The sequence below is a fragment of the Acinetobacter sp. YH12233 genome (assembly GCF_013417725.1).
GTDB lineage: Bacteria > Pseudomonadota > Gammaproteobacteria > Pseudomonadales > Moraxellaceae > Acinetobacter.
On record NZ_VPDK01000001.1, the window covers coordinates 107853 to 123281 of the forward strand.

General features: G+C 40.6%; 14 protein-coding genes and 1 pseudogene. 6 read left to right on the top strand and 9 right to left on the bottom strand.

Features of this window, described 5'->3' with window-relative positions:
* Nucleotides 1–119: 119 nt before the first annotated feature.
* From FTV12_RS00660 to hemE, 4 genes are all read right to left on the bottom strand, one after another.
* Entirely contained in the window at nucleotides 120–2006 is a 1887-nt protein-coding gene (locus tag FTV12_RS00660; RefSeq protein WP_180025176.1) for a DUF4105 domain-containing protein, read from the bottom strand.
* Between the two features lie 73 nt (nucleotides 2007–2079).
* On the bottom strand, nucleotides 2080–2550 hold the full coding sequence (locus FTV12_RS00665) for a DUF3015 family protein (RefSeq protein WP_004782788.1): 471 nt from the start codon (nucleotides 2548–2550) through the stop codon (nucleotides 2080–2082).
* 143 nt (nucleotides 2551–2693) lie between these two features.
* On the bottom strand, nucleotides 2694–3497 hold the full coding sequence (locus FTV12_RS00670; protein WP_179992058.1) for a DUF817 family protein: 804 nt from the start codon (nucleotides 3495–3497) through the stop codon (nucleotides 2694–2696).
* Nucleotides 3498–3507: 10 nt separating this feature from the next.
* Complete coding sequence (gene hemE, locus FTV12_RS00675) at nucleotides 3508–4578, bottom strand: uroporphyrinogen decarboxylase (protein WP_179992059.1); 1071 nt, start codon at nucleotides 4576–4578, stop codon at nucleotides 3508–3510.
* A 206-nt stretch (nucleotides 4579–4784) separates the two neighbouring features.
* On the opposite strand from hemE, the gene FTV12_RS00680 reads away from it, so the two are divergent.
* The 6 genes and pseudogenes from FTV12_RS00680 to FTV12_RS16460 all read left to right on the top strand — a co-directional run bounded on the left by FTV12_RS00680 (nucleotide 4785) and on the right by FTV12_RS16460 (nucleotide 11310).
* Nucleotides 4785–6002, top strand: coding sequence for a L,D-transpeptidase family protein (locus FTV12_RS00680; RefSeq protein ID WP_179992060.1), 1218 nt, complete (start codon nucleotides 4785–4787; stop codon nucleotides 6000–6002).
* Between the two features lie 163 nt (nucleotides 6003–6165).
* Complete coding sequence (locus FTV12_RS00685) at nucleotides 6166–6864, top strand: pirin-like bicupin family protein (RefSeq protein ID WP_180010807.1); 699 nt, start codon at nucleotides 6166–6168, stop codon at nucleotides 6862–6864.
* 306 nt (nucleotides 6865–7170) lie between these two features.
* Nucleotides 7171–8151 carry a class I SAM-dependent methyltransferase gene (locus FTV12_RS00690; RefSeq protein WP_180010805.1) on the top strand — a complete coding sequence of 327 codons (981 nt, stop codon included), beginning with the start codon at nucleotides 7171–7173 and terminating at the stop codon, nucleotides 8149–8151.
* Between the two features lie 236 nt (nucleotides 8152–8387).
* Nucleotides 8388–9161 carry a hypothetical protein gene (locus tag FTV12_RS16450; protein WP_373687216.1) on the top strand — a complete coding sequence of 258 codons (774 nt, stop codon included), beginning with the start codon at nucleotides 8388–8390 and terminating at the stop codon, nucleotides 9159–9161.
* A gap of 17 nt (nucleotides 9162–9178) precedes the next feature.
* Nucleotides 9179–10621: pseudogene (locus tag FTV12_RS16455) on the top strand (ImpA family metalloprotease); the annotation flags it as partial.
* Nucleotides 10552–11310: a hypothetical protein gene (locus FTV12_RS16460; RefSeq protein WP_257218394.1), complete on the top strand. Its 759-nt coding sequence runs from the start codon at nucleotides 10552–10554 to the stop codon at nucleotides 11308–11310. The pseudogene FTV12_RS16455 and the gene FTV12_RS16460, both read left to right, overlap by 70 nt.
* A gap of 104 nt (nucleotides 11311–11414) precedes the next feature.
* Here FTV12_RS16460 and FTV12_RS00700 read toward each other — a convergent pair whose 3' ends face one another.
* From FTV12_RS00700 to FTV12_RS00720, 5 genes are all read right to left on the bottom strand, one after another.
* Complete coding sequence (locus FTV12_RS00700; protein WP_034706081.1) at nucleotides 11415–11900, bottom strand: CinA family protein; 486 nt, start codon at nucleotides 11898–11900, stop codon at nucleotides 11415–11417.
* A gap of 476 nt (nucleotides 11901–12376) precedes the next feature.
* Nucleotides 12377–12574, bottom strand: a complete 198-nt coding sequence (locus tag FTV12_RS00705) for a hypothetical protein (RefSeq protein WP_034706083.1) — start codon at nucleotides 12572–12574, stop codon at nucleotides 12377–12379.
* A gap of 70 nt (nucleotides 12575–12644) precedes the next feature.
* Entirely contained in the window at nucleotides 12645–12872 is a 228-nt protein-coding gene (locus FTV12_RS00710; RefSeq protein WP_004782813.1) for a hypothetical protein, read from the bottom strand.
* Nucleotides 12873–12974: 102 nt separating this feature from the next.
* Nucleotides 12975–13190, bottom strand: a complete 216-nt coding sequence (locus FTV12_RS00715; protein ID WP_004782814.1) for a cold-shock protein — start codon at nucleotides 13188–13190, stop codon at nucleotides 12975–12977.
* 427 nt (nucleotides 13191–13617) lie between these two features.
* Nucleotides 13618–15318, bottom strand: coding sequence for an NAD-dependent malic enzyme (locus tag FTV12_RS00720; protein ID WP_159124414.1), 1701 nt, complete (start codon nucleotides 15316–15318; stop codon nucleotides 13618–13620).
* Between the last annotated feature and the right edge of the window lie 111 nt (nucleotides 15319–15429).

Consider the following 15429-nt stretch of genomic DNA (forward strand, 5'->3'; position numbering starts at 1 on the left):
TACAATCTTTGATAATATCGGTAGAAGTCTCCGAACATGAATTTATTTTAAACATTCAAATACAAGTCATTTGATCTATAAAATTAATTTACTCAATATTCGATGTTATGTTCGCCAAATCAGAAATAATGGACTAAGCCCAGACTCCATTTTTCCCAGTCTTTCGAGTCCTGTTGCCGATATTCCCAGCCCGCCCGAATGGCATTTTGTGTATTCCATGCATATTGCAGCTGGCTTTTCAACTTTAGCTGCCACTGATGAGAGTCTTCCCAGTATGGCAATTCCACCTGTACCAGACTATTAACCTGATTCGTCCAGATATTCTGGCAACCCACCGTTGGCCCCATACCGATACGCCATCCTTTGTCTAGCGCCTTTCCGGCCTGCACATGATTTTGTAGCTGCACATAACAGAGATGTTCACGTGCTTCATTTGCCCAGCTATAGCCCCCCTGAACCTGAAAATTGGCTATGCCATGCTGCTGCTCGGTACTAAACTGGCCATGCTGATCCAGTGCTTCCTGTTTCCAGCCCAAACTAAAACCCCAAGATAACGGCGCTTTAAATGCATTGATCGGGTTATAGGAATTCACTGTAAGTAGATCCAGGTGCTCCAGCTTCACGCGGTCATCACGGTATTGCAATGCACCATCCAGGAATAATAATTGGGTTCCTGTACGCAGCCCGCCTTGCGGATCCATGAGGTCGTGATAAGCCTGACGATGACCGAGCTGCACAAAAGTCTCACCCTGTACTTGCCCAGTTTCAAGAACGATATTTCGGGCATGATGGCTTTGAACCGGATCTATTTTTGGACGCTCTGGCTGCTGACGCTGTTTGTCTATCGCCAACTGACTTCTTAGGCCCAATAATTTGCGAAAGCGCGGCTGGGCAAAAGATTCATCAACTTCTTGACGAAGAAAATCCAGATATAAATGGTCGTAGGCCATTTCCAGAATCTTGGCCTGATCTTCAGCCGGATAATTTTGCAGTATGGTTTCCATTTCAGAGGTTTCTGCATACGCTACCTGATGCGCAGTTTTTGCCAAGGATTTGCCATGTTGCCGGGCTTGAGCCAGTAATTGAGTTTCCAGTGCCGGACGGTAAATCTTTTTCCTGATCAGTCCCTGCTGTTCCACAACTTTTAAAGTTTCGACCGGAATCGCGGCGGTATCGAATTGCTGCTGCAAGTTCAGTTCAGGACGCACCAGATCAAAAAGCCCTAGTAGACGATAAGCACAGTTATCATTAATGAAATAATAAGGGAAACTTACCTGCTGCATTTCCCAGAGATGCTTCACCAGAAAACCGGTTTCTTCAGGTGTTAAATTAAGTTCATATTCCCATAAATCACGGCTTTCAAAGTCACCATATTCCTTGACTTTGCGGTAATACGGCATCAAGGAATATTCCCCCGGATATTGTCCGGTCAGCCCTTTCCAGGCAAAGGACCAGTTATCATTACTGTCAACTGTGGCAGCATAATTGACCGCATAAGAAACCAGATTCAGTTGCTGCTGGTCTTTGGGATCCAGACGCAGCAAAGTATGACCAAACATGGAGCTGGGATTACCCATATAATCGGTGGCATAAATCAGGGTCGCTTGATAAGGCTTGACTTCATTCATCCAGCGCTCAAAATCCGGGCAACTCGCTTCAGGCAATTGCTGTTCAGAAATATTCAGCTGTTGCATTAACCACTGACTACGCGCCGGAAATTCACATCGTACAGACTGATTGGGTTCTGCTGGCTCAAACAATGCCTGTATATTTTGCTCCAATTCAAGTTGCAGGTCTGTCTTGCTCTGCTTTGCCAGAAAATAGCCAGCATAGCTGACTTCACTTTTTCCTTCAGCATTGACATACATCAAACGCTGCCAGGTCGCGGTCTGGTGCAATTTTTTTTGTGTGGCTTGTTCTAGATAAGCTTGAATATCTGGAGAAATTTCGGATGCAAAACTTAGGGGACTCCACAGCAAGGCTGGGAGCAAAAAAGCATATTTCATTCAGTCAACGGTTCTTTTCAGTTTTTATTTATAAGAAAACCCTGCCAGGACAGCAGGGTTTTTACAGCGATACTTAGATATAAGCTTTTAATACTTCATCTTTAGCCATGACTGTTTGTAGAGTACTTAACACTTGTAAAGTATTCTGGTTTTCTTCTGAATAGATTTCAGAGAAATTCTGCTTAGATACAGTGAAGAAACGTGCTTTGTCTTCTGCCTTGATATTTAGCAGTTCAGCCAGTACATTCAGGCTTTCACCTTCACCTACGGCCATATCACGTGCCAATGCCTCAGCATTTTCATTGGTAAAAGTCACGACTTGAGCCGTTACTGTACCGCCCTGGCTACATCCTAAAGTACCGAAAGTAATACCCAGCCACTGGTTAGTAAACAGGACGTTTGTTGTACCTGCAAGCAGCTTAGGAATAATGCCTGACTGGCCTGCCCATACCTGGCTACCAATACCACAACCTACATCTCTATCCGCCATCGCCATACCAGAACCCGTTGCCAATACCACAGCGAGCATAATCTTTTTTAACATACTTATTCTCCGGTTATTCTCATGCATCTTTTGTTATTACGCTAATGATGTAATCTTCATTACACATTCAGGAGAGTAGCGGGAAGTCTAATTTGGCGCAATGAAAAAACTGTCTGATTTACATAAAGATAAACAGAATAGTTTTACCGGGTTTTTAGACTCCAGTTACCTTGAGAATTACGCTGTCCTAGAATCTTTAATACCAGCACCAGACTGAGCAATAAAAGTAAATACCAGGAACCGAGCTTACCCCAACCGACCATGTGCCATTTTTCTACCTGGCTTGGATATAGCCAGATCTGATAAAAGGTACTGATGTTCTCAGCCACCCAGATAATGAAAGCCAAAATCAACAGGACAGGTAACATCGGCAGCTGAAAAGCATGCTGATTCAACTGAAATCGAATTCTGGTTTTCCAGAACATCACTACACTCCAGACAAATAACAGCAAACGATAGTCGGGAATGAAGAATTTACTCATAAAGTTGATGTAGGACAGTACTGCCAAAGCCAGCATATGGCTAAAGCGCGGCAATTTTTCAAATGAAACTTGGTATAAGCGTAAGGAACGTGCAAAAAAACTGCCGACAGCCGAATACATAAAGCCGGCAAATAAAGGCACCGTCAGTATTTTAAAAATCGCAGGTTGTGGATATTGCCAGGATGCAATCGCCGGATGGGTCAGGAAAATTTCCATGACCATCGCCATGATATGGAACAAGGCAATTACTTTGGCTTCGGCCCAGGATTCCAGTTTGGTATAGAGTAATACCACCTGAATCAGTAAAGCGAAAAATAATAGATAGTCATAGCGGTAGAAACCGTAAAATAGTTCACTACCCATTGATGCGGTTTGTGCAAAAGCAAGCAGGAGCAGAATCCCAAATAAGGCAGCCGAAGCTGCCTTATAGATAAATTCAAACCCTGATTTAAAAAAGTCGATCAAGGTTTACATCCTAAAGATATTTAGCGCTGTACTCATGTACGGTATCAATAAATACTTTAGGATTGGCTGGATCCACCCACTGGGTAATGCCATGACCTAAGTTGGCTACATAACCGGTTTTTTCACCGTTGGCATAGGCATCATCCAGCATCAACTTGGTTGCTTTAGCAATCGCGTCTGGAGTGCCATATAAAGTTGCCGGATCCAGGTTGCCTTGTAGTGCGGCACGGCCTGCAACAGTCTGACGCGCAACATTGAGCGGTGTAGTCCAGTCCAGACCAAAAGCATCTGCACCGGTCGCAACCATAGGCTCCAGCCATTGACCGCCACCTTTGGTAAACAGAATCACTGGAATCTTGCGGCCATCTTTTTCACGTTGCAAACCTGCCACAATTTTCTGCATATAATTGAGTGAAAATTCAATATATTCACGATGAGCAAGTGCCCCGCCCCAGCTATCAAAGATCTGTACTGCCTGAGCACCGGCATCAATCTGGGCATTCAGATATTCAGTCACAGCATCTGCTAAACGTTCTAATAAAGCATGCAGAACCTCTGGCTGTGCATACATCATGTTTTTAGTGAAGCGGAAGTCTTTGCTCGAACCCCCTTCAACCATATATGTCGCCAAGGTCCACGGACTGCCAGAGAAGCCGATCAATGGTACTTGCCCACCCAAAGCGGAACGAATGGTCGATACTGCATTCATTACATAATCAAGGTCAGACTTGGCATTGAATTTGGGTAAATTAGCCACATCCTGTTCAGTCCGCACAGTTTTGTGGAATTTCGGACCTTCACCTGCTTCAAAATACAGACCCAGACCTAAAGCATCTGGTACAGTCAGAATGTCCGAAAATAAAATGGCCGCATCCAGCTCATAACGGCGTAAAGGCTGCAAAGTCACTTCACAGGCAAATTCAGTATTTTTGCAAAGAGAAAGGAAATCCCCTGCTTTGGCACGTGTTTCTCGATATTCTGGTAAATAACGGCCTGCCTGACGCATCATCCATACAGGGGTAGTATCTACAGGTTCACGTAACAATGCGCGCAGAAAACGATCATTTTTTAAGGTCGTCATTCACTTTCCTATCTATCTTTGATATTGCCCACATCATAACAAAATGGCTGCATTTTGAATAACTTCTCATGACTTTAAAAACCGATCATGTTAAGTGATCAAATGTGAGGAACTACACAAAAGAACTACTGCATCTCCACATTTTTTCTGTAATACTTATAGTGTTTTTTCACATAGTTAACGAAATATTTTTAAGGTTGAGTTACATGTTCGTTCGCACAATGCTCGCTGTGAGTCTAGGTTGCATTTTCGCAGGTACTGTTTTCGCTGCGTCTAATGCTGAACAACCATTAAACCCCCAAGTTGTCACTGATGTTGCGGTTCAGGATCCGATTGATCCTTTAGCGACTGAAGCTTCGGCAGCACAAGCAGAAACTCGAATTAGTGCTCAAGAACAACAAGATCTGAAGAAAGCTTCTGAAGCATTAGATGTATTACAAGATACTGAAGACCAGACTGCCAATATCGGTGCTGCTCTAACCACGACTAAAGCACCGACAAATTCTGCTGCTGCGAAAGCATCTTGGACTTTAGACGGCCTTAATAATGCAAGCTGGTATGAAGATATTGGTAAAGGCCAATTTCCGGTATATGCACGTGCGCATGTCATGTTGAATAATGCCCATGCTTCTCCAGGTGCGATTGACGGTACTAGCGGTAAAAATACCTTGAAAGCGATCGCATCTTTCCAGCAAATGAATGGCATTAAACCAACAGGTACGTTGACTCAGGAAACTTGGGATGCCCTATTGGCTAAACAGGGTTCTAAGCCTGCTTTTGTTGAATACACCATCACTGAAGAAGACCTGAAAGGTCCTTATGCCGAGTCTATTCCTTCTGACTATGCCTTACAGGCAAAAATGAAAGGTCTGTATTACACTCGCGTAACTGAAATGCTGGGTGAAAAATTCCATATGGATGAAGACTTTTTGAAAAAGTTAAATCCAAAAGCTACCTTTAAGAAAGCTGGGGAAAAGCTGATTGTTGCCAATATCCGCAATGAAGTGCCTGAAGATATTCATTTAATTGTGGCGCATAAAGGTGCTAAGCAGCTTTATCTGTTCAATAGCCGTAACCAGATGATCGCTTCTTTCCCTGCAACGATTGGCAGTTCGAGTACTCCATCGCCAACAGGAACTTATAAAGTGACTGGCGTAGCGAAAAACCCATGGTATAGCTACTCACCATCTAACTTTGTTCAAGGCAACAACAAGAAACCACTTTCTTTACCACCTGGTCCAAACGGTCCTGTAGGTAATATCTGGATCGGTTTAAGCAAAAAATCATTTGGTATTCATGGTACGCCAAATCCATCTGCAATCTCTAAAACTGCGTCACATGGTTGTATCCGTCTGACTAACTGGGATGCGAATGATTTAGGCCGTAAAGTGAAATCAGGCGTAACTGTCCGTTTCCTTGAATAATCTTTATTTAAATACCTAAGCCCGCTTACGAGTGGGCTTTTTTATACCTGCTTTCTCTTATATCGTTGCAAAAATGCAATGATCTGTCGCCTGTTTATAATTTTTTAAGAATTAAAACAACGTTATGATGATCTCAAGTTAAAAATTAAAGTGAGATAAATTCATGAAAGCTTTTCTACATCCAAGTGAAAATCGTGGTCATGTAAAAATGGGCTGGCTGGAGTCTAAACACAGCTTCTCATTTGGCAACTGGTACAATCCGAACTATATGGGCGTGAGTGCATTACGCGTTATTAATGATGATCTGATTGATGCACATCAGGGCTTTGGTACCCATCCGCATGACAATATGGAAATCCTGACCTGTGTATTGAAAGGCACGATTACTCATCAGGACAGTATGGGCAATCATGGCGGTATTGCAGCAGGTGAATGGCAACTGATGAGTGCTGGAACCGGTGTACGTCATAGTGAAATGAACCAGGGCGATGAACAGGTGCATCTCCTGCAAATCTGGATCATTCCGAATGAACATGATGCTCAGCCAAATTATCAGCAAATTCGTCTGGACGCAAAAGAACAACCAAATCAATGGCATTTAATTTGTGGACCAAATGACAATGCACCCATGCACATTCGTCAAAATGCTGAAGTCAAAACAGCCGTGATCCAGCAAGGTCAAAGTCTAGATATTAAGGCTACCCAGCATATCAATTATGTACATGTGATTTCTGGCTCAGTACAAATTGCAGAATATACAGTTGAAGCTGGTGGTGCGATTGCCTTTATGGATGACGCAGAGATTAAAGCAATTGAAGATGCACAAGTGATCTGGTTTGATTTGCCAGAAGCTGCTAATTAAAACTTCTATTTATATTCAGTCTATGCCGACCCATCATTTTGATCAGTCGGCATTTTTTATAGAAAACATATAAAAATAAAAGTGATTCATTCTTTATAAGGATTTGAACTTCAATATCCCACTATACAAATTAAACCAATTCACATCAGTTTTTTACCGAACAACAGTAAATTTTGGGCGAAGATTGAGCTGATCCATTTTGATTGAATCAATATAGCGAATGGCTGTTCTGGTCATTATCTTGTATAGATTAAACAGGTGTATGCACCTTTTCATTTATTCTGAATAAACCGAAGAGCACATCTAATGAACCAGATTTTAGAAATCCAAAGCAGCCAGCAACAAGCTCTGCACTTTTTATTAGACTTTTTAAAACAGCAGCAATATCAGTTTACGGCCATTACCCCACTTTCCCATCAACGGATTCTGGATCGTAAAAGAAGCGAAAAAAATAAATATAAAACCCTACAGGATATCTTTGGCTGGAATCTGGAATTTACAATTACCGATCTTGATCCTGTTCTTTTTTCATTATTATTAGAGCATCAGCTTTTGGAAGTTCAGGATAATACATATAAAAGTCTGATCAGAGTCGCTTCACTCGAAGACGAATTATTTATTCACTCAGCCTTTCCCACCACCCAACAGGACGCTGTTTTTTTTGGTCCTGATACTTACCGTTTTGCCTATCATTTAAAGCAGTATTTATCTTGCCAGGCCAATTCTTTTAAACGGGCGGCTGAAATATGCTGTGGCACTTCTGCTGCTGCAATTCATATAGCTAAACATTTTCCAGATCATGAGGAAATCTTTGTCGCAGATCTGAATCCGAAAGCCCTTCTCTATAGCCAGATTAATATTGATTTTTCAGATTTTGATACGATTTATCCTGTGCAGAGTAATTTATTTTCTGGTCTTGAAGGCCAGTTCGATCTGATTTTTGCCAATCCTCCTTATTTAATTGATCCAGATCAACGACAATACCGTCATGGAGGCAATGAACTGAATGGCAATGAATTGTCTTTTAAGATTATCAAACAGGGTTTACAGCGACTCAGTCCAGATGGACGTCTATTTTTATATACTGGCGTCACTATTTGTCAGGACGGCAATCGCTTCTTACAGCATCTGGAGGATTTAGTGAAACAGCATCAAAATATTGACTGGTCTTATGAGGAAATTGATCCGGATATTTTTGGTGAAGAATTAGAGCAACCTGCTTATCAACATGTAGAAAGAATTGCGCTGGCCCTACTCAAGTTCGAAGTCAAAACTGATAGAACATGAATTTTCAGCTGGGATTGAGGCAATTTTTAAACTGCGGCCTAATTAAAACAAATAAAAATTAACTCAACCCGCATCACATTTAAAATTATTTTTAATAATTATTTATCATTAAAAAACATATACTTAAATTAAATATTGGTTCTATTTTATCGCCACTTACTTCTATAATTCTCATCTGATATTTACGACAACTTTAAAAATAATGTCGTCTTTTTGGTTATACCTTGGGGAAAATTGTGGAAAGAAATTATTTGAGGTTGAGAACAACCTTACTAGCCTTATCGCTATCGATGAGTCTGATTGCCTGTGGTGGAGGTGGCAGTAGCGGAACATCTTCTCCTGCAGAAACACCAGATTCTGCTGTTAATCCACCATCAACAACTAATCCATCTGATAACGAGGAATCATCCCCCTCACCTGTAGAAACACCTGATGGCAGTACACCACCTTTAAATCCACAAACGCCAACGACCACCCGGATTAATAAGGCATTGAGTACAGGTGATGCCCGACCTTTGATTCAGCAAGATTCCGCTACATTGTTAGACTGGGCCTTGCAGCTCGCCAAGCAACAACAAACATGGCAAAAGGGTTTAATTACCTCACTCTATACCAGTTCGAATGGCAAAGTTTTGCAACCTCAACTGCAATTTACGCCAACTGCTTCGATTAATCTTTATCCTTATGATTTAAGCGCAGCTTTGCCAATTGCAGTTTCAGATCAAGCCTGCGGCTGGAATTTAAGTCAGCAGGCAAATAAAGGCTGTGGTCTGGGAGTCGCATCACAAATCGGTAAAGGCCGTGCGCTGACTTTTGGCCAGAATATGCTTGGGGGAATCTCAGCGAATAGTCCTGACGTGGTAGATTTTGCACCCGTGCTCAACAATGGTTTTCGCTGGCTATTGACGGGGAAAACACAAGCACAGCCTAAACAAGAACTAAAACTTACCGTGAATGGTCTGGCACAAACCAACCTGAGCATGATAGAAAATATTTTGCCCACCATTTAGGGGTTAAAGTTACCTTTCTACAATGTAATGTACTGGATCAAACCAATACCTGCTGGAAAGATGCTGACCTGATGATTTTAGGCAGTAATATTGGCGCCAATAATTTTGAATCCAGCTTGATTCAGGAATATCTGGAGGCAGGTAAGCCAATATATTTCCAGGCAATGGGTTATAACGTCACTACACCGATGGAAAAAATCTTTTCGGCATTGAAGATTGAAACCAATAATAATTACTGGCGTGGCCAAGATACTTTACTCATGTCTTCAGGACGTTCTATCACAGATCAATGGAATAAAGTGAATGACATTGATAGTACGATCCAAATGTTGGAATATTTCAAGTCACCAAGTGCGGCACGTCTAGGTGATTTAAATGCCAATAATCCGTTGATTCAAACCATCAATAAAGCTTCTACCAATCTACAAAATTTAAATGCACAAGGCATTACTGCATTTAGCGCAAAAAATAATAATCAGATTCTAAAAGCTTTGGTGTTATTGGCAGATCTCTGGCGTCCAGGCGTGAATTACAGCGGACTGTCGAAAAATGGCGATGCTCTGACTTTTATGCGTACCTATGCCAGCGACTCCTGGACGGACTATAAACGCAAAACCACATTGGTGAATCCAAATGGTGCCGGCGATTATATGCCAGCCTCTGCACAAAACATGGCTGTCAGTGCTCAAGCCGAAACCATTACCGTGACCATTCCACAAGGCAGTGGAATTACCACAATTGGTCGTGCCAGCATTCCGGGCAAACCTGTCAGTATTGAGATTGTTGATGCTCAGGGTGCGCAGCTTTCAGTCCAGACCAGCTATTTACGTGCCTGGGGCAATCCCTTTGATGATGGCGGCTATAAACGTCCTCGCCGTCCCAATAGTTTCACCGTAAAATTAGACGCCACTCAAAGCAATGACTTTATTAGCCCGTTCGGTGGACCATTGATGTTGAATTACAGCAATGCCAAAGCAGGCTCGGTGGTGACCTTAAAAATCAAAGGCGCAGCAAAATATGCGCATTATGATTTTACTCAAACGATCACTGAAGCGGATATTAGCGAAGCCACCAGCATCCTGCAAAGTAGAAACTTCGGCTGGAACACTTTTAAATTTGTTGGTGGTGAAATTCAACAGACCAATGACTATGCTTTAAAAGCCATTGGTGATCGATCGGCACGTACCTATGTGGATCAGATTAAGGGCGTAATCTTTGACAGTAACCACATTGCTAACGGTTATAACAACATGCCGCTGGATAGCAGTACGGCACAGCGTTGTAATGAATTAGGCTGGGATTGTACCGGCACAGTTCATCGTGCCCCGTGTTCAACATTTTGTGGGCTGGATTGCGACCTGTGGCTTCCTGTGCTCAGGAAATCCATCAGATGGGTCAACTTGATACCGGTTGGGGCTGGGTGCATGAACTGGGACATAATACTGTTCAGGATGTCTTAACCATGGTATTCCCTTCTACTGAAACCGGAATAACTATTGGTTGCGTAGTGGAATGTAATAACAACATTCTGGCAGGCCTAAGCATGATGCGTAAATATCATCTATATGCTCAGGACAGTAATGGCAGCAACTTCCGCCACCCAACCTTATATGCCAATATCAAGGATACACGGAGTCTTGGTCTGTCAGGTGAGGTACAACGTGCCGCCATGGAAAAACGCTTATGGCAAGATGGCTATCATGTATCGATGCAAGCCTTCCATATCCAGATGGCCATGAACTATACCCGTTTACATCAAGGTAAATCGCGACCTGATCTTCAGGGTGTATTTGAGTTCATACGCCTACTGAATACGGCACAACGTTTATATAACCAGATCGATTTAAGTAAAGCTTCTCAAGCAGATAAGAATAAACTGGGACTAGGTGCATTTAATGCGAAAAACATGAGCCGCCCTGACCTGATTTATGTACTCAGTTCAAAAATCATGGGCTATGATCTTAAAGATTTCTATGCACTTTATGGCTTGCCTTTAACTGCAACCGCACATGCTTCAGTCGCCATGCTTAATCTGCCTACCGCACCTTTGTATTTCTATGCGCAACCAGATGGCGGTTCAAATCGCCTGGCAACAGGACAATGGCTCACCATTCCAGCAAACGGCCCTCTCCCTAACTATCCTTACTAATTGACCAATTTAATATAAAAAAATCCCGGCTTCGGCTGGGATTTTTTATAGCAGAACATTTTCATGATCCGTGTATTAGCGATCAGTGAGAACTAAATAAATAGCTATTTATTTTTCTTGTCTCGACTGCCTTCAAGGATTTCAATTAAGCTCAGATTAATATTTCTCGCCAGTTTTTTTAATTTCTCTCTCGGTTTTCCTCTGCAAAGAAAGCGGAAACTATAGAGCTCATCTTTATAAGAAATCACATAGAAAAAAGTTCCTACTGGCTTTTCTTTAGTTTCTGTCCCGCCTCTTTTTAATAGTCCTGTACAGGCAATATAAATATCAGAATAAAACATTTTCTTGGCTTTTCTGACCATTTCCTGCGTGACTTCCATAGATTCTGGAGTATATTTTTTAATAAATTCAGGTTTGATTTTTAAAATATTCTCTTTGACACCCATGTCATAACAGACCAGTCCGCCATATAAAATATCACCCGAATATTTATTTTGGGAAAATCGGTAAGCCAGGTAACCTGCTGATGCACTCTCTAGAAAAGTAATACTTAATTTTTTTTTGGCGAGTAATTTTATACATTTATTCATAGAGTAAACTCCTGACTTTATGATCATCTATAGAGTATTAAATATTCAAAAATAAAAGATTAAATACTTAGCTTCTGAATGTCCTAGCAAAACTAAAACTGAACTGCCCTTGCTCACCACCTTAAACCAGCTGTATATCCTCAGTCATTTATATGACTTAAGTTCATACCAACGAAACTCATAATAACCTTGACGGGTTTTAACTCTGATTGGCTTTCTGATTTGATGTGTATTAGATTTTTTATAGATTCATGATAGTTTTATGCCTAAAAGCATAAGTAGTAGAAGATATAAAATATAGATCACTGAAATGATGGCTAAGTCGATTTAAGTGTGAACTAAAATGTGCTTATTAATTCAGGGTTTATTTATAAGACGATGAATAGGTTTAATTAAGAAGTGAATAATTTCAAAGACAAAATCCTGGCAAGATACCAGGATTTTTTATATTCACTTTTGGTCATGTCATATGACCACTAAATAATTTTGAAAATTTTGCCGCTGATGGTGCTTTGAAAAAACATTTCAAAACTTGGGCGAATATTTTCACCTTCAACCGTAATATGCTTAACGTTAGAATCCGATTGGGTATGAACAAAATCAGGGTCAACAGTAGCCTGAATCACGTATTGAACACCGAATTGATCTTTCACATTAATATTTTGCTTAAGCATAAATAAACCTTTAGTAATGATTATAAGAGAGATCGGCTAGAAATTGGTTAGCCAATATATAATTTAAATATTAAATAACTTTATGATTTAATTTAAATAATTGATTTAAAGATGTATAAAATGTACGACCGTCTAGATTCAGGTCAACTTCGATTCCTGATTGAAGCAGTACTCTTTTACCTACTTCAATTTCCTTAAAACCTTGACGTGTATTTTGCATTTTATTCAAGGGAATCAAAGAAACAATAATTTCTGTACCATTTTTAGATTTTGCAATTAATTCATTAATTTTTAACAACTTGTATCCTATTTTTATACTTCTTCCAATCTAGAAAAAGCTTTTTAACTTTTATTTAAAACAATAAAAAAGCACTGATGCGTGCTTTTTTATTCTACAGACTTATAGCGCAGTAATATTTACAGCATTTGGGCCTTTTTGACCTTGAACTACGCTGAATTCAACTTGCTGACCTTCCATTAAGGTTTTAAAACCTGAACTAGCAATTTCACTGAAATGAGCAAAAACATCTGGACCAGATTCTTGTTGAATAAAACCGAAACCTTTAGTTTCGTTGAACCACTTTACAGTACCTTTAACAATATTTGAGTTTGACATAATAAAACCTACTAATTTTTAATAATTTTTAGTCATCTGAATGACCAGTTGTAACTTTGAAAATAATAAAGAATGGAACTTAAAATCTGGATAAAACGAAGGATTATGAATAAAACGACGATACTTAAGGAAGATTTTTTGCAACAAGACTTTTTTCTAGTTAAGGCCAGTATACAGGAAGATTTAAAATAATCAAGTTTTCTTATATATATATTTAATTACTTTATAAATATTATTTTATTATTTACAGAATTTTCATTATATTTTATTTAATTTCAACGACTTGATAAAATAAATCCATATTGCTTGAGTGAGTTAAACTTTTACATTTTAGTGTACTTTCGTTTCCTGCAAACAAAGAAGCAGAGAAATAACAATGTCATCGCTCTGCTTTACTTAATTTTAAACTGCCCTTTCCCTAATAATATTAAAAGGTCACACGCTTATATTCCCGGTATTCCGGTATCCAGAAATTCGCATCTATGGCTTTCTGCAGCACCTCAGAACCAACTTTTGGAGCGACGCCATCCTCAACCGCAGCTTGTGCAACCCTTAGAGCAATAATCTTGGAAATATGCTGAATCTGATCCAGATCTGGCAACAAATTGGCGGTTGGGTCTTGAAGTTTTGGAGAGCATTCTGCTAAGGCATTACTTGATGCCATCAGCATATTATCCGTGACTCGTGTAGCGCCTGAAGCAATCACGCCTAGTCCAATTCCCGGGAAAATATAAGAGTTATTACATTGAGAAATAGTATAAATGTGTTCCTGATAATTAACGGGTGCAAATGGGCTACCTGTAGCAATCAGGGCTTTTCCATTGGTCCATTGAATAATATCGGCTGGAACAGCTTCTACGCGAGAAGTAGGATTCGATAAAGGAAAGATGATCGGATGTTCACAATTTTCAGCCATGGTCGTGATTACTTCTTTACTAAATAATCCCGGCTGTCCAGATACCCCAATCAGTACTGTGGGTTTTGCATATTTGATGACATCCAATAGAGAAATAATCTCTTCGGCATTTCCCCATTCAGCAATATTTTCTGGTTCTTGAGCCAGTTTTCTCTGGAAATTTAATAGGTTTGGCTGGTTTTGAGTAATAAGGCCGAAGCGATCCACCATAAAAACCCGCTTACGCGCTTCAGCATCAGTCAGGCCTTCTGCCACCATTTTTGCCACAATCTGTTCAGCGATCCCACAACCGGCTGAACCTGCTCCCAAGAAAGCAATGGTCTGATCTTTTAATTGTTTGTTTGACGCATAGGAAGCCGCAATCAAACTGCCTACTGCCACAGCTGCCGTACCCTGAATATCGTCATTGAAGCAACATATTCGATCTCGATATTTTTCCAGTAAAGGCATGGCATTGTGCTGGGCAAAATCTTCAAATTGAATCAGCGCATCGGGCCATCTTTGCTGAATTGCCTGTATCACCATTTCGACAAATTCATAATATTCATCACCGGTGATACGAGGCTGACGCCATCCCATATAAATCGGATCATTCAACAACTGCTCGTTGTTCGTGCCTACATCTAAGGTAATTGGTAAGGTATAGGCCGGACTAATGCCTCCGCAGGCCGTATATAAAGCCAGCTTTCCAATCGGAATACCCATTCCGCCAATGCCTTGATCACCTAAACCAAGAATGCGCTCTCCATCCGTAATCACAATCACTTTGACATTTCTTCGATTCACGTTATGCAGGATGTGCTCAATATGATCCCGATCTGGATAGGAAATAAAAACCCCGCGATGACGGCGATAAATCTCGGAAAAATGCTGACATGCTTCTCCTACCGTTGGCGTATAGATGATCGGCATCATTTCGCTTAAGTGATTTTCAATCAAATGATAGAAAAGCGTCTCGTTGGTGTCCTGGATGTTACGTAGGTAAATATGCTTATTGATTGCATCATTGAATGAGCAGTATTGCTGATACGAACGCTGACTTTGTTCCTCAATCGATTCGATCACTTGGGGCAAAAGTCCATGTAAATTAAAATGAATACGTTCTTCTACAGAGAAAGCTGAGCCTTTATTCAGCAATGGGAGTTCAAGTAATGCAGTGCCTGCGTAGGGAATATAAAGTGGACGTTTAGGATTCAGAGGTTCAGTTGCCATTTTTAACTCGCACTTTAAAATTCGACATAAATGAAAGCCGAAAAGAACAAAAAATTATCCTACTATCGTAGTCGACTTTCAGCTGTTTCAGTCATTCAGCGAATTAATAAT